The sequence below is a fragment of the Variovorax sp. YR566 genome, from assembly GCF_051992195.1.
In the GTDB taxonomy this organism is placed as follows: Bacteria; Pseudomonadota; Gammaproteobacteria; order Burkholderiales; family Burkholderiaceae_C; genus Variovorax.
Genome location: NZ_CP197092.1, coordinates 4516137 through 4531489 on the forward strand (window position 1 = coordinate 4516137; position 15353 = coordinate 4531489).

General features: G+C 68.5%; 17 protein-coding genes. 14 read left to right on the top strand and 3 right to left on the bottom strand.

Annotation, left to right across the window (positions count from 1 at the left end):
- Positions 1-141: 141 nt before the first annotated feature.
- The 8 genes from ACTG4X_RS21240 to ACTG4X_RS21275 all read left to right on the top strand — a co-directional run bounded on the left by ACTG4X_RS21240 (position 142) and on the right by ACTG4X_RS21275 (position 7782).
- Entirely contained in the window at positions 142-489 is a 348-nt protein-coding gene (locus ACTG4X_RS21240) for an ArsR/SmtB family transcription factor (RefSeq protein ID WP_440531837.1), read from the top strand.
- A 35-nt stretch (positions 490-524) separates the two neighbouring features.
- Positions 525-1058, top strand: coding sequence for an SRPBCC family protein (locus ACTG4X_RS21245; RefSeq protein WP_097198925.1), 534 nt, complete (start codon positions 525-527; stop codon positions 1056-1058).
- A 285-nt stretch (positions 1059-1343) separates the two neighbouring features.
- Positions 1344-3380 (top strand): LamG-like jellyroll fold domain-containing protein, encoded by a 2037-nt coding sequence (locus tag ACTG4X_RS21250; RefSeq protein WP_440531838.1) that lies wholly within the window; start codon positions 1344-1346, stop codon positions 3378-3380.
- Between the two features lie 51 nt (positions 3381-3431).
- Positions 3432-3611: a hypothetical protein gene (locus tag ACTG4X_RS21255; RefSeq protein ID WP_093055695.1), complete on the top strand. Its 180-nt coding sequence runs from the start codon at positions 3432-3434 to the stop codon at positions 3609-3611.
- 37 nt (positions 3612-3648) lie between these two features.
- Complete coding sequence (locus tag ACTG4X_RS21260) at positions 3649-5838, top strand: phosphocholine-specific phospholipase C (protein ID WP_440531839.1); 2190 nt, start codon at positions 3649-3651, stop codon at positions 5836-5838.
- 133 nt (positions 5839-5971) lie between these two features.
- Positions 5972-6748, top strand: coding sequence for a DeoR/GlpR family DNA-binding transcription regulator (locus tag ACTG4X_RS21265; protein WP_093055693.1), 777 nt, complete (start codon positions 5972-5974; stop codon positions 6746-6748).
- Between the two features lie 133 nt (positions 6749-6881).
- Complete coding sequence (locus tag ACTG4X_RS21270; RefSeq protein ID WP_440531840.1) at positions 6882-7211, top strand: hypothetical protein; 330 nt, start codon at positions 6882-6884, stop codon at positions 7209-7211.
- Positions 7141-7782, top strand: coding sequence for a DUF2272 domain-containing protein (locus ACTG4X_RS21275; protein WP_440531841.1), 642 nt, complete (start codon positions 7141-7143; stop codon positions 7780-7782). The genes ACTG4X_RS21270 and ACTG4X_RS21275 overlap by 71 nt, the downstream gene beginning before the upstream one ends.
- 6 nt (positions 7783-7788) lie before the next feature.
- On the opposite strand, the gene ACTG4X_RS21280 is transcribed toward ACTG4X_RS21275, so the two are convergent.
- Genes ACTG4X_RS21280 through ACTG4X_RS21290 form a run of 3 tightly spaced genes read right to left on the bottom strand, consistent with a single transcriptional unit; the run spans position 7789 to position 9003 of the window.
- The gene (locus tag ACTG4X_RS21280) at positions 7789-8043 is read right to left on the bottom strand and encodes a DUF3297 family protein (RefSeq protein WP_093055689.1); all 255 of its coding nucleotides are present in this window, start codon (positions 8041-8043) and stop codon (positions 7789-7791) included.
- Between the two features lie 33 nt (positions 8044-8076).
- Positions 8077-8541: a ribonuclease HI family protein gene (locus ACTG4X_RS21285; RefSeq protein ID WP_426389073.1), complete on the bottom strand. Its 465-nt coding sequence runs from the start codon at positions 8539-8541 to the stop codon at positions 8077-8079.
- Positions 8542-9003, bottom strand: coding sequence for a hypothetical protein (locus ACTG4X_RS21290; protein ID WP_093055685.1), 462 nt, complete (start codon positions 9001-9003; stop codon positions 8542-8544).
- A 110-nt stretch (positions 9004-9113) separates the two neighbouring features.
- Between ACTG4X_RS21290 and ACTG4X_RS21295 the strand changes: the two genes are divergently transcribed.
- The 6 genes from ACTG4X_RS21295 (at position 9114) to ACTG4X_RS21320 (ending at position 15352) form a co-directional block, all read left to right on the top strand.
- Positions 9114-9854, top strand: a complete 741-nt coding sequence (locus tag ACTG4X_RS21295) for a glutamine amidotransferase (protein ID WP_440531842.1) — start codon at positions 9114-9116, stop codon at positions 9852-9854.
- A gap of 76 nt (positions 9855-9930) precedes the next feature.
- On the top strand, positions 9931-10569 hold the full coding sequence (locus ACTG4X_RS21300; protein WP_093055684.1) for a CDP-alcohol phosphatidyltransferase family protein: 639 nt from the start codon (positions 9931-9933) through the stop codon (positions 10567-10569).
- Between the two features lie 30 nt (positions 10570-10599).
- Positions 10600-11181, top strand: a complete 582-nt coding sequence (locus tag ACTG4X_RS21305) for a glutathione S-transferase family protein (protein WP_440531843.1) — start codon at positions 10600-10602, stop codon at positions 11179-11181.
- A 93-nt stretch (positions 11182-11274) separates the two neighbouring features.
- Positions 11275-13677 (top strand): penicillin acylase family protein, encoded by a 2403-nt coding sequence (locus ACTG4X_RS21310; RefSeq protein WP_440531844.1) that lies wholly within the window; start codon positions 11275-11277, stop codon positions 13675-13677.
- 12 nt (positions 13678-13689) lie between these two features.
- A complete protein-coding gene (locus ACTG4X_RS21315; RefSeq protein WP_440531845.1) occupies positions 13690-14334 on the top strand; it encodes a histidine phosphatase family protein in 645 nt (214 codons plus the stop codon).
- A gap of 55 nt (positions 14335-14389) precedes the next feature.
- The gene (locus ACTG4X_RS21320; RefSeq protein WP_093055677.1) at positions 14390-15352 is read left to right on the top strand and encodes a DnaJ C-terminal domain-containing protein; all 963 of its coding nucleotides are present in this window, start codon (positions 14390-14392) and stop codon (positions 15350-15352) included.
- Position 15353: the final 1 nt, after the last annotated feature.

Here is a 15353-nt window from a genome sequence, read left to right on the forward strand (position 1 = left end):
ACGAAGCGAATCCTAGGAGCGGCACCCTCGTCGATCCAGCCTCCCGACGGCGTTGTGCGTCCCGGGTGTATCCGCTGTAACGGCAATGTTTATTCAACCATATAGTTGAATGCCGATCTGGAAATGCCTATATTCAACCTCATGGTTGAACTAGAACTCGCAGACGAACGGCTCGACGCCGTATTCCACGCCCTGGCCGACAGCACGCGCCGCACCATGCTGCAGTTGCTGTCTCATGGCGAATGCAGCGTGGGCGAACTCGGTGCGCCGTTTCGCATGTCCTTCGCGGGGGCGTCCAAGCACGTGAAGACGCTGGAGCGCGCGGGCCTGGTGTCACGCACCGTGCAGGGCCGCGCGCATGTCTGCCGGCTGGAGCCCGCAGCACTGGCCACGGCAGATGCCTGGCTGCGCTACTACGAAGGCTTCTGGAACAACCGTCTCGACGCGCTGGAGCAGAAACTGCGGCGCGAAGAGAAATCGCGCAAGTGATCTCCCCTTTCCTCATTTACAAGGAGCACATACCCATGACGATCAAGCACAGCCTCGGCCAGAAGGTCGACCCCGGCACCCTGCGCATGGAGCGCACCCTGCCCGCCCCCATCGAGCGCGTGTGGGCCTACCTGACCGATCCCGACAAGCGCGCCACCTGGCTGGCCGGCGGCACCATGGCGCAGAAACCGGGCGAAATGTTCGACCTGCGCTTCAACCACACCGAACTCACTGGCGAAGTGGCTCCCGACCGCTACGCCGATTGCCGCCAGCCCATCGTGCAGAAGTCGCGGCTGGTGCGCATGGAAGCGCCGACGCTGCTGACGATCAGCTGGGACGAAGGCCCGGCGCCGTCGGAAGTCACCTTCGAGCTCACGCCACAGGGCAACACCACGCAGCTCGTACTCACGCATCGCCGGCTGGCAAGCCGCAAGGACATGGTCAGCGTGGCGGGCGGGTGGCATGCGCACGTCGATGTGCTCATCGAGGTGCTGGCGGGGCGCAAGCCACAGGGCTTCTGGACGAACCACGCGGCGCTCGAGAAGGACTACGAAGCGCAGATTCGCTGACTGAAGCAGCACGTTCCTCCTTTCATTTCTCTCACGCGGGGCCTTCGGGCCCCGTTTCTTTTGGGCGTTGGCGTTCGCGGGGATTGTCAAACCGTTGTCACCTGAGAACCGCAGCATCTGAGGCATTAAGAGTATTTGTGTGTTTTGTTGTAAGTAACTTAATTTGCACAAGAACAGAAAGACACCCACGTTCCTTCGGCGCAGCCGCGGGATATGCGTCTCAGAACTTCGAGGGAAAACATGATCAGAGGAATGAACACGCGCCGCGCATGGGCAGGAACAAGCATGTGCGCCCTGCTGCTTCTTACCGCTTGCGGTGGAGGTAGCGGCAACGGCTTCTCACCCATCGGCACACTGTCGCCTGGTAGCGGAAGCAACCCGGCGCCGACAGTCAACCAGGGCAAGAGCGGGCCCAAGGCACTCGTCGTCGAGATCGATGGCCTCACGCATGCGGCGCTTCGCGACGCCATGGCGCAGAACAAGGTGCCGGCATTGCAGTCGCTGCGCGTTGCACCGGCATGGACCGGCGGTGCCAACGGCACGCTGAGCGAACAGCGCACCACCGACGGCCCGGGCTGGGCCACGCTGCTGACCGGCACATGGGCGCAGCGCCACGGCGTGCGCTGGGACACGAACGACCAGCGCATCGACGTCAAGCTCGCGCCCTCGGTCTTCGCGCTCGCCAGGCAGAACAAGACGGCCGCCTACAAGACAGCTTCCGTCACCGCAAGCGCGCTCTATCCACTGCTGCTGTCGAACGAAACCGGCACGCTCGACAGCGCAATCGACTGCGCCGGCGCCGACACCTGCGTCACCGACCGCACCGCGCAACTCATCGACACGGGCTACGACCTGCTGGTCGCGCAGTACGGCGCACCGGGCGCGGCGGCAAGCAGCGGACTGAAGAGCGACGCGTACCAGCGCGCGATCGCCGACACCGCCGCCGGCGTGGGCCAGTTGCTGGCGCGCATCGCGCAGCGCACCACCAACGATCCGAAGGAAGACTGGCTCGTGATCCTCACGACCAGCCACGGCCTCGACACCTTCGGCGGTGCAACCGGCCTGCAGGACAACGACAACAAGACCATCTTCATCGCGAGCAACAAAACGCTCGCGGCGCAAGCCGGCGTCGGCACGGCCGCTCCTGCTGACGCAAGCCTGCTCGCGCTTTCAGCCGCCACCGACATCGCGCCGACCGTGTTGCGTCACCTCGGCGCGCTGCCCGCGGCCGCCGACTACCGCTTCAACGGCCAGGCCCTGCAGGCGGCCACGTCGCTGCGCGGCCTCTCCGCGAAGACGGGTGCGGACAAGCGCAGCATCGAGCTGTCGTGGACGCTCGCCGGCACCACGACCGCGCCAGTGCAGGTGCTGCGCGACGGCAAGCTGGTGGCTACGCTGCCCGCCGGCTCGACTGCCTACGTCGACCCCATCGTCGCCGAGAGCGACGGGGTCTATGCCTACCTGTACACGGTCGTCGCCGGCGAAGCCAGCGTGGCGCTTTCTGCGCAGATCGCCTACGTCAAGCCGGTACCGCCGGAACCGCCGGTGACGCTCGCTCCCACGCTGGTGAACGGGCTGGTCAACTACTACCCGCTCAACGCCCTGCCTGCAGTCGATGCGAAGAGTGCCTCCACGCTCGCCCCTTGGGCTGCCGACGCCAACGGCGGCACGCTGGTCGACGACGGCTTCCCGGCACCTAACAAAGCCAAGGCACTGCGCGTCGACAGCACCGTGAAGAACGCCAGCGGCATGGCCGGCTATCGCCTCGTGCAGAACAGCGACGTAACCACCAACCCGGCGGTCACGGCCTTCACCATCGGCTTCTGGCTGCGCACCGACAACACCTGCAGCCAGGGCGTGAGCAACGGCGGCACGGTGATCGGCAACAAGAACTACACCACCGGCGGCAACGCGGGCCTGGCCATCGGGCTGTTCGGCAGCTGCGAGATCCGCTTCAACGTAGGCACGGGCAGCGCACGCGCCGACAGCAACGGCTACAGCCTGAGCGCTGGCCAGTGGGCCTACGTGGCGGTGGTGATCGACAAGGCCGCGCTCACGATGAAGGGCTATGTGATGGACCCCGTCAGGGGCATCCAGACCAACAGCACCGCCATCACCAGCGCGCTGGTCGACAAGCTCGGCGGCCTGGGCAACGGCCTGGGCCTGAACGAGGACGGCACCGGCCTCTACTACCAGCGCGAAACCTCTTCGCCGCGCGGCGCCATGGACTTCGACGACTTCGCGATCTGGAACCGCTCGCTCACGAACGACGAGCTGACCAGCATCTTCAAGTCGGGCACGCCGCTGTCGACGCTGCCCTGACCCCAATCACCCCCGAGCCCCAAGACAACAACGATTCCAGAGGATCAAACCATGCAAGTTCAAACCCTTCTTTGCGCGCGTCTCGTGCCCGCGCTCGTTCTGGCCTGCGCCCTTTCCGCCTGCGGCGGCAGCGGAGGTGGCGGCGGCTTCGTCGGCGGCACACCGACGCCCCCCACCACGCCCACGCAACCCGACACCGGCGTTGCCCCCGTGAAGAGCTGCGCACCCTGAGCCCCGCCGAACCATGTCCAACCAAAACAACAAGCCCATGACGAACTCACGTCGCAAATTCCTCACCGGCACGGCCACGACCGGCGCCGCCGCCCTTGCGCTCTCGGCCTTTCCGCCGAGCATCCGCCGCGCGCTCGCCATTCCGGCCAACAACAAGACCGGCACCATCCAGGACGTCGAGCACATCGTGATCCTGATGCAGGAGAACCGTTCGTTCGACCAATACTTCGGCACGCTGATGGGCGTGCGCGGCTTCGGCGACCGCTTCACCATTCCGTTGCCAAAGGGCTTGAACGTGTGGCAGCAAAGCGATGCCAGCGGCAAACCTATCCTGCCCTACCACCTCGACAGCCGCAAAGGCAACGCGCAACGCGTGAGCGGCACCCCCCACTCCTGGAGCGACGGCCAGAACGCCTGGGACGGCGGGCGCGCATACCAATGGCCGCGCTACAAGACCAATGCGTCGATGGGCTACTTCAAGGAGGCCGAGGTAACGTTCCAGTTCGCGCTGGCCAATGCCTTCACGCTGTGTGACGACTACCACTGCAGCATGCATACGGGCACCAACTCGAACCGCATGTTCCACTGGACCGGCACCAACGGCCCCACGGGCGCCAACGTGGCCACCGTCAACAACGAATGGGACGACATCGGCCCGTCCACCACCGGCTACGAGTGGAAGACCTACCCCGAGCGGCTGCAGGAAGCCAAGGTCAGCTGGATCATCTACCAGAGCCTGCCGGACAACTTCACCGACAACCCGTTGGCCGGCTTCAAGCAGTACCGCAAGGCCAACGAGGATTCGGGCAAGCCGGTGAGCAACGACGGCCCGTCGCCCGCCTACGACCCGGCCAGCGACGACGCCGGCAACCCGCTCTACAAGGGCATTGCCAACACCATGCCCGACGGCGGCTTCCTCGAGCAGTTCCGCCAGGACATCAAGAACGGCAAGCTGCCGAAGGTGTCGTGGATCGTTGCGCCCGCGGCCTACTCCGAGCACCCCGGCCCCTCGAGCCCGGTGCAGGGCGGCTGGTACATCCAGGAAACGCTGGACGCGCTCACCGCCGTGCCGGACGTGTGGAGCAAGACCGTGCTGCTCATCAACTTCGACGAGAACGACGGCTACTTCGACCACTACCCCTCGCCGGCCGCGCCCTCGCTCAACCCCGACGGCTCGATGGCCGGCAAGACCACGCTGCCCGAGGCCGACCTCGCCGTGGAGCGCTTCACGCACCCGAAGCCGCCGGGCACCAGCGGCCAGCCCGCACCTGATGGCCGTGTGTACGGCCCCGGCGTGCGCGTGCCGATGTATGTCGTCTCGCCGTGGAGCCGCGGCGGTTGGGTCAATTCGCAGGCCTTCGACCACACCTCGGTGATCCGCTTCATCGAGGCACGCTTCGGCGTGAAGGAGCCCAACATCTCGCCGTTCCGCCGCGCAGTGTGCGGCGACCTCACCAGTGCATTCAACTTCGCCACGCCCAACACGGAAGCGCTGCCCACGCTGACGGGACGCACGACCAAGGCTGACGCCGACAAGCTGCGTGCCGACCAGCAGGCCCTGGCGCAAGTGGCGTTGCCGCTCGACCCGCAACTGCCGCGCCAGGCCACCGGCACACGCCCCTCGCGCGCCCTGCCATACGAGCTGCACACGAGCGCGCGCGCCGATGTCATCAAGGGCCAGATGCGGCTGATCTTCAAGAACAGCGGCAAGGCCGCGGCCGTGTTCCATGTGTACGACAAGCTCAACCTCGACCGCCTGCCGCGCCGTTACATGGTCGAGCCCGGCAAGACGCTCGACGACACGTGGAACCCCACGACCGACAACAGCGGCTTCTACGACCTCTGGGTGCTCGGGCCAAGCGGCTATCACCGCCACTTCAAGGGCGACCTCAACCGGCTTCGCGCCGGTGGCGCACCCAACCCCGAAGTACAGGTGTGCTACGACATTGCAAACGGCAACGTGTACCTGGAAATGCTCAACGGCGGTGGTGGCGCCTGCAAGTTCACAGTGCGCGCCAAGGCCTACCGCGACGACGGCCCGTGGAACGCCACGGTGAGCGGCGGCGGCAAGGCCGAGCAACTGTGGGTGCTGGCCAGCAGCGGCCAGTGGTACGACTTCGCCGTTACCTGCGATGCCGATCCGGCCTTCTATCGCCGCTTTGCCGGCCGCGTCGAAACCGGCAAGCACTCGGTGAGCGATCCGGCCATGGGCCTCGCCGATCTCTGACAACGGACGGGGCCAACGCACCTGCATCGGGATATTGGCCGGCACAATTGCACGGCCCCTGTGCCTGTTCACGTGCAACCGGGGCGGCTGTCACACTGACGCCGCCCCTTTTTCTTTTTTACGCCGGCATTCCATGCTCCAAGAAGAACGATTCCTGCGCATCCGCAGCCTGCTCGCCACCTTCTCGCGACTCAGCGTCGAGCGCGTCATGCAGGACCTCACGGTGTCGCGCGAAACGGTGCGCCGCGACCTGCTCGAACTCGAAGGCCTGGGCGAACTGCGCCGCGTGCATGGCGGTGCCGTTGCCATCAAGGCGGAGCCCGAGCCGCCGCTCGCGGTGCGGCTGGTGGCGCGCCAGCGCGAAAAGCGCGCCATTGCCAAGGCCGCCGTCGCACTACTGCGGCCGGGGCAGACCATCTTCATGGACGCGGGCAGCACCATGTCGATCTGCGCGGAAGAGATCGGCACGCTGAGCGGCATGACGGTCATCACCAACTCGCTGAACATCGCGCTCAAGTTCGCGGGCGCGGGCGAAGGCCGGCTCACCGGCAACCAGACCATCCTGCTGGGCGGCCAGATCGACGTGAAGGCGCAGGCCACCTGCGGCGACACCACGGTCGAGGCCATCCGCCGCTACCGCGCCGACGTGGCGCTGCTGTCGCCGGTGGGGCTGCACGCCAAGCACGGCGCGATGAGCTTCGAGCACCACGAGGCCACCGTGGCGCGCGCCATGGCCGAGCAGGCGCAGCAACTGGTGCTGTTGGCCGACCACGCCAAGATCGGCCAGGCCAGCCGCGTGACCTATGCGCGGACGACGGACATCGACGTGGTGGTCACCGATGCCAAGGCGCGCGAACTGCCGGGGCTGTCGGCACTGCGCAAGGCGTGCGAGCGGGTGATAGTGGCCTGAGGCGCATCGCATGCTGCGACCGGACGCGCCCCCTGCCTCACGATGGGCGATGGCGGCCCTGGGTGCCGCAGCCTTCTTGCTCGCATCCGCGCCGGGCCTGGCTTCCGCTGCATCGGGCTGCCTCGAAACGGCCATGCAAGCCCCTTCGCCGTCGCGCGCACTCGCGATGGCGAGCTTCGCACTGCAGGAGCACGAGGCCTTCGGCGGCCAGTCCATGGATGCCGAAGGCCGCATGACCGAAGCCGGCGACTCCGAAGCCGAGGACACGCGCCGCACGGTGCCGGGCCTCGCGCCATGGCAGCGGGTGCTGGGCTACTGGCAGGCCGTCGATCCGCAGTCCCCCGTCGCTCGTTCGCTTCGGCGCACTGCGGGGCGCCGACCGGCACCTGCTGATGCAGGCGTTGAACGAGGCGACGGCCGGGCGCCTGCAGGGCATGGGCGTCGGCCCCGACGAGGGGCTTGATTCAGTGGAGCTGCGCGCCATTCAGGCCGCACTGAGCCGGGTCGCGGTGATCGACACGCCCTGGTCCGCGGCCTTCATCAGCTGGCTGGCGCGGCAGGCGGGGTTGGCAGACGACGAGTTCGTGTTCTCCGAGGCACATGTCGACTATGCGGGCGCTGCGTGGCAAGCCGGCGTCGAGGAGGCTGCGGGCCGCCCCACGCGCTACGCCCTGCGCGCCTGCGATCTGACACGCACGCCGCCGCGCGTCGGCGACCTGGTCTGCCAGGCACGCGGCGCGGGCGCCGGATTCGACACCTTCGACAAGATCGGTGAAGTGCTAGCCGCGCGGGACACCGGCGGCGAACCGCTGCCCATGCATTGCGACGTGGTGGTGGCTGTGGATGCCACGGGCTTCGACACCGTGGGCGGCAACGTGCTGCAGTCGGTCACGCGGCGCCGGCTCGACTTTGCGCCGGGCACGCGCTGGCTGGACCCGAGCTACCTGCCCGAGGGATGCACGCCGGGCGCTCCGGGGTGCATTGATCGCCACATGAGCCGCCAGCCCTGGTCGCTGCTGCTGCAGTGGCGCTGAGCGCGCTTACGCTTCCTTGTAGTACGCCTCGACTGTGCCCTTGAGCTTGAGCAGCAGCGGCTTGCCCTTGCGATCGAGGGTCTTGCCGGCGGGCACCTTGATCCAGCCTTCGCTGATGCAGTATTCCTCGACGTCGAGGCGGTCCTTGCCGTTGAAACGGATGCCGATATCGTGCTCGAACGCGGCGGCCACGTGGTGCGGGCTGCGCGGATCGATGGAGAGGTGGTCGGGAAGGGGTGGGCGGGGAGTGGCTTCTGTCATGGCGCGTGATGATAGGGGCTCCCGGGCCCGACCCTATCGCCGCTTCTTCGCGGGCCTTGCAGGCGGCTTGGGCGCGAAGCCCAAGGCGCCCCGCGCCAGTGCGTCGGCCTCGCCGTTGCGGTGGCGCGGAATCCACTGCACGCGCACGTCGTCGAAGCTGCCGAGCAAGGCGCGCGCATCGTCGAACAGGCCGGCCAGGCGCTCGATCGGTTTCGCCCCGGCCGGGCCGAGCTGCTCGACCAGGATGCTGTTGTCGCTGTAGGCCCGCACCGCCGTCGCACCCCGCTCGCGCAGGTCTTGCAGCGCGAGCGTCAGCGCCCGCAGTTCGGCCTCGTTGTTGCAGCCTGTGGCATGCGTGGCTTGCGACAGCGTGTGGCGCTTGCCGTCAGGCGCGGTGATGACGGCGCCGATGCCCATGCGCCCCGGGTTGGGCATGGCGCTGCCGTCGCAGTAGACGGTCCACGGAAGGCTGTCGGGCCTGGCTTCTCCTGCACTCATTCAGCAGTTGCCGCGCTTGATGCCTGCGAGGTTCTGGCAGGGCCGCTGGCCGGGCGGCGGCCCAGGGTCGTGCACATGCGGCGGCGGCCGGCGAATGGGGCGCACGCCGTCGTAGTACGGGTCAGGGCTCAGGATGACGACGGCCGGGGGATCGGCCGCCGCGGGCTGCGTGTCGGCGGGATAGCGCGGGATGATGGCCGGGCCCGAAGGCGGATTGCTCGCCACCTGGTTGGGCGGTGCAATCGGTGCTGTCGGGGTCGGCGCCGGTGTGTAGTCCGGCCGGCGCGCCTCGGCGGGCGGCGACTCAAGGATCGGCACCTGCCGCGACTGCTTGCTGCCCGCCGGGCAAGCCACGTTGGTGTAGGAGATGGCCCCGCTGGCGTCCGTGCAGCGCACCACCTCCGCCGCATGTGCGCCCAGCGCCGCAGCGAAGATCATGAGGGAGGCAGCCAAGGTGCGCATCAGTCGATTTTTCGGCAGGGTTGCAGTCAGGTCAAACACCCGGGGACCGCCCCGGGTCATCCACTGTAGCCGTTGCGAGCGCGTTGTGCACCTGCGGCATGATCGCGGGCATGGAAAACCACCGCCCGCACCCGCTCGTCATCGTCAAGCTTGGAGACACCTTCGAGGCCCTGCGCGCGCAGCGCGGCGACTTCGAGCACTGGATCGCCGACGGGCTCGACACGCACGCGCTGCCCCTGCTGGTGGTCGATCCGCGCCGCGGCGACGCCCTGCCCGACCCGGCCGAAGTGTCAGGCGCGGTCGTCACGGGTTCGCACGCGATGGTGTCGCACCGCGAACCCTGGAGCGAGACCACGGCCGCCTGGCTCGCGCAGCTCGTGGCGCGCGACACGCCGGTGCTCGGCATCTGCTACGGCCACCAGTTGCTCGCGCATGCGCTCGGCGGCGAGGCCGGCGACCACCCGCAGGGCGCGGAGGTCGGCACCGTGACCGTCACGCTCGACGATGCCGCCGCTACCGACCAGTTGCTGCGCGGCCTGCCCGCGCAGTTCCCGGCCCACGTGGTGCACTGGCAGAGCGCTCTGCGCCTGCCCGAAGGCGCGGTGCGGCTGGCCGGCAACGACCACGAGCCGGTGCACGCGTTCCGCGCGGGCGCGCATGCCTGGGGCGTGCAGTTCCATCCCGAGTTCGACGCCGACGTCATGCGCGGCTACATCGACCAGCTGGCCGGCGACCTGGCTCGCGCCGGCACCGACCCGGCCGCACTGCGCGAGCACGTGGTCCCGACCGATGCAGCGGCCGGCCTGCTCGGGCGCTTCGCACGGATCGTCGAAGCGCATCACGGCGTCTGACGCCATGCGCTGACAAAAAGCGCGTTTCGCTTCGGTTAAGGTGCGGTCCATTCGCCGTTTGCCCAACCCATCTTTCATGACCACTCCCTCCCCCGCGCCGACCCGCAAGCATTTTTCGATGCTCCGGGAATTCCACCTGGCCGACGCCTTCACGCTCGGCAATGCAGCCTGCGGGGTGGGCGCGGTGTTCCTCGCAATGGCCTTCATGGCGAGCCAGTCGCTCGCGCAGTTCCTGTGGTCGGCCGCGCTCGCACCGGCCGCTTTCATCTTCGACGTGCTCGATGGCCGGATCGCGCGCTGGCGCCAGACGCAATCCGCCCTCGGTCGCGAGCTCGACTCGCTGGCCGACATCATCTCCTTCGGCATGGCGCCCGCCGCGCTCGGCTTCGCCGCCGGACTGAACGGCGGCTGGGACTGCGTGATCCTGATCTATTTCGTGGGCTGCGGCGTGAGCCGGCTTGCGCGCTTCAACGTGACGGCCGAGGCACTGTCGGCCGGCTCCGACAAGGTGAAGTACTTCGAGGGCACCCCCATCCCGACCAGCGTGGTGCTGGTGGGCGTGCTGGCATACGCGGCCTGGCAGGGCCACATCGGCAGCGCCTTGTGGGGCGGCGCCTGGGTCATCGGGCCGTGGCAGTTGCATCCGCTGACGCTGCTGTTCGCCCTGTCGGGCACGCTCATGATCAGCAAGACGCTGCGAATCCCGAAGTTCTGACCGCTCACTCAAGACGAAGGAGACACGCCGATGACCATGAAGCTGTATTTCGACCCGCACAGCCGCTCGCACATCGCCAAGTGGATGCTCGACGAAGCCGGCGCCGACTACGAGATCGTGACCACCCTGCTCAAGGACAAGGCGCACAAGAAGCCTGAGTTCCTGAAGATCAACCCGGCGGGCAAGCTGCCGGCGCTGGTCGACGGCCAGGCGCGCGTCTTCGAGAACGCCGCCATCTGCATGTACGTGGCCGAGAGGTTTCCCGGCAAGCGGCTCGCTCCCCCCGTCGGCACACCGGACCGGGGCCGCTACCTGTCGCTGATGGTCTATTCGACCGCGCAGCTGGAGCCCGCAATGGGCGACGCCATCCTGAAGATCCGCAGCAACAACAGCGCGCGCGGCTGGACCAATTTCGAAGCGGCCAAGGACGCGGTCGAGCGCGAACTGCGCTACGGGCCCTACCTGTTCGGCGCGCAATTCACCGCGGCCGACGTGATGATCGGCTCGATGCTCATCTGGCACCGCGCCTTCGGCGGCGTCCTGAACCGGCCTACGCTCGACGCCTACATCGACCGGCTGCAGGCCCGGCCCAAGGGCATGAAGTTCGGCTGAACTCTGCGCGGCATGCCGTGCTGGTGACAACGCGCGGCAAAGGTACGTCCTTTAATCGGCTTCCTTGTTCCTTCCAATAAGAGAGACGCCCGCATGACATCGAAGAACGCCACGCCTTCCCGGTTTTCGCTCACGGCCCTTTCCGTGGGCCTGGTCGCCCTGCTCGCCGCCTGCGCGAGCACGCCGCCGCCCGGCGGGCGCAGCGTGACCATCGAGCGCACTACCTTCGGCATCCCGCACATCACCGCGCCGGACTACGAGGGCCTGGCGTACGGCAGCGCCTATGCGCATGCGCAGGACAACGTCTGCCAGACGGCCGAGCACCTGCTCACACTGCGCGGCGAGCGCTCGCAGTTCCTGGGCGCGCAGAACACCGGCGACCTGGGCCTGGGCCGCGCGCCGAATGCGCAGATCGACCTGTTCATCCGCTATCACATGGACGACGCCGCGCTGGCGCGTGCAGGCGCTACCACGAGCCCCGACGTGCAGGCCGCGCTGCGCGGCTACGTGGCCGGCTACAACCGCTACCTGCAAGACGCCGGCCCCAACGGGTTGCCCGAAGCCTGCCGCGGCAAGCCCTGGGTGCGGCCGATGACGGCTGGCGACCTGTCGCGCGCCACCGAGATGTCGATGATCCAGGGCGGCCTGGGCGCGCTGGCCGGCGCAGTGCTGGCCGCGGTGCCGCCCGCCCCCGGCGCCAAAACAAGCGCCGCGCCGGTGGACCTGAAGGAAGCCGTGGCCGAAATCGGCCGCCACAGCTTCAACGCCAACCCCGAGGGCGGCGAGCTCGGTTCCAACGGCTGGGCCTTCGGGCGCAACGCCACGCCGGACGGCAAGGGCCTGCTGCTGGGCAACCCGCACTTTCCGTGGACCGGCACCAACCGCTTCTGGGAAATGCACCTCACCATCCCCGGCAAGCTCGACGTGATGGGCGCCACCGGCGGCCTGAGCCCGGTGGTGGCCATCGGCTTCAACAAGGACGTGGCCTGGACGCACACCGTGTCGACCGGCAAGCGCTTCACCCTATACGAGCTGAAGCTCGACCCCAATGACCCGACCGTGTACCTGGTCGACGGCCAGCCGAAGAAGATGGTCGCGCGCACCGTGGCACTGCCCACCGCGGCAACGGGCGGCGGCACGCCGCCGGTGCAGCACACCTTCTATTCGACCGACTGGGGCTCCGTGATCTCGCTGCCGCGCGCCGGCCTGGGCTGGACCGCGCAGAAGGCCTACGCCATCCGCGACGCCAACACGCTCAACGTGCGCTCGGCCGAGAGCTGGATGAAGATGGCGCTGGCCCGCAACGTGACCGAACTGCGCGCCGCCATGGGCAACCAGGGCATGCCGTGGATCAACACCATCGCGGCCGACCGCGACGGCAACGCGATGTACGCCGACCTGTCGGTGGTGCCCGACGTATCGGCCGACATGCTGAAGAGTTGCGCGCCCTCGCCCGCCGCCGCCGCGCTGCTCAACGCGGCCGGGCTGCCGGTGCTCGACGGCTCGCGCAGCGCCTGCGCATGGAACCGCGACAGCGCGGCCGCAGCGCCCGGCATCATCGCGCCGGCGCGCATGCCGGTGCTCATCACACCGGAATACGTGCAGAACAGCAACGACAGCTTCTGGCTCAGCAACCCCGAAACCGCGCCGATGGCGGGCGTGTCGCCGTTGGTGGGCCCGATCGGCGTGCCGCAACGGCTGCGCACGCGCAGCGCGATCATGGAAATCCGCGGCCGGCTCTCGGGCGGCGACGGCCTGCCCGGAAACCGCATGGGCGCGGCCGAGCTGCGCAGCGTGATCTTCCGCGACAGGAATCTCGCAGGCATGCTGGTGATGGCCGACCTGCAGGCCGCCTGCAGCGCCGCCGGTAACACGCTCACCACCGATCAGGCATTGGGCTGCCGCGTGCTCACCGCCTGGGACCGTACCAGCAATGCCGAATCGAAGGGCGCACCGCTGTTCCGCGAGTTCTGGCGCAAGACGAAGGACGTGCCCAAGGTCTGGCGCGTGCCGTTCGACCCCGCGCAGCCAGTGGCGACGCCCGCCGGGCTCGACATGGCCACGCCGGCCACGCGCGAAGCCGTGTTCAAGGCGCTGGGCGACGCGGTCGGCATCCTACGCACCGCCGGCTTCGCGGCCGACGTGCCGCTGGGCGTGCCGCAGTCGCGCCTGGTGCGCGGCCAGAAGATCGCGCTGCACGGCGGCGACGAGTTCGAGGGCGTGCTCAACAAGCTGGAGTCGCAGGGCCAGTCGCTGATAGACCCGAAGGGCTACAACGTCAACTACGGCAGCAGCTACATGCAGGTCGTGACCTTCGACGCCAACGGCCCGGTCGCTCAAGGCCTGTTGACCTACGGCCAGAGCAGCGACCCGGCTTCGCCGCGCGCCTACGACCAGTTGCCGCTGTTCGCGGCCAAGCAGTGGCACCCGCTGCCGTTCCACCCCGCCGACGTGCGGGCACAGCGCGAAGGCACACCGCTGCAGCTCGCGTACTGACACCGCCCATCCATGTCACAGCAAACCGCCCCTTCCCACACCGCCCCGAGCGGGCTCGACGAACTGATCCGCATCGCCGAGGCGCAGCCGCTGTCGCCAGCCTGCGATCACTTCTACTTCCTGCGCCACGGGCAGACCGGCCGCAATGCGCTGCGCATCTTCCAGGCGGTGGACGAGCCCCTGAGCGAGCTTGGTCTGCAGCAGGCCGCGCGCGCCGCCGGGCTGCTGGCCGGCGAGCCGATCAGCACCGTCGTGTGCAGCGACGCGCGGCGCGCGCACGACACCGCGTACACCGTGGCCACGACGCTGAAGCTCGTGCCGGCCGCACAGGCCGCGCTGCGCGAGCGCAACTTCGGCGCGCTGATCGGCACCTCGTCCGTCAACATCGACTGGGCCTGCGAGCCGGAGGGCGGCGAAACGCTCACGCAGTTCGTCGCACGCACGCGCGACGCGCTCGACACGGCCCTGCGGCTGCCCGCCCCGGTGCTGGTGGTGGCACATGGCGGCACGCTCTACGCGCTGGCCGCCCTGCTGGGCGTGCCGGTCGACGTCGGCCTGCTCGGCAATGCGCAGCCCTTGCGTTTCGAGCGCCGCGGCCCCACATGGGCCGTGACGCCGCTGCTGCGGCAAGCCGACGGCGACGCAGCCCTGGCCTAGCCTCCCCCCACTCCTCGGGCCTTGTTGCCGTCCACCCAACGAACCGCCACACACCATGGAATTCAAGGACTACTACAGCGCACTGGGCATCGACCGCACCGCGTCCGACGACGAAGTGCGCAAGGCCTACCGCAAGCTCGCCCGCAAGTACCACCCCGACGTCAGCACCGAGCCCGACGCCGAGAAGCGCATGCGCGACATCAACGAGGCCAAGGACGTGCTTGGCGACAAGGAAAAGCGCGCTGCCTACGACGCGCTGGCCGATCGTGTCGCGCGCGGAGGCCATCCCGAGGGCGACTTCCAGCCGCCGCCGGGCTGGGACGAAGGCTTCGAGTTTCACCGCGGCCCGCGCCAGGGCCCGGCCGACCACGCTGACTTCAGCGAATTCTTCTCGTCGCTGTTCGGCGAGGCCGAACGCCGCGGCGCCGCGCGGCAGAACTTCCGCGCGCGCGGCGAAGACCATCATGCGGCCATCGAGATCACGCTCGAAGACGCGCTCAACGGCGCCGAGCGCGAGATCACGCTGCGCGCGCAGACCGTCGACGCACAGGGCCACCCGCAGTGGGAGAACCGCACGCTCAGCGTGAAGATCCCGCCGGGCGTGCACCCGGGCCAGTTCATCCGCCTCGCGGGGCAAGGCATGCCCGGCCACGGCGGCGAGCCGCCCGGGGACCTGTACCTCGAGGTGCGCATCGCGCCGCACAAGCTGTACCGCGTGGAAGAGCGCGACCTGTACATGACGCTGCCCATCACGCCCACCGAAGCCGCGCTAGGTGCGCAGGTGCAGGTGCCAACGCCCACCGGCGGCGTGGTCGAAGTGACCGTGCCGCGCAACGCGCGCAACGGCCTGAAGCTGCGGCTCAAGGGCCGTGGCTTCGCAGGCAAGACGCCCGGCGACCTGTACCTGCTGCTCGACATTGCGCTGCCGCCCGCCGACAGCGACGATGCGCGCAAAGCCTACGAACAGCTGGCGCAAGCCACGGCATCGTTCCACCCACGCCAGCATCTGGGAGTCTGAG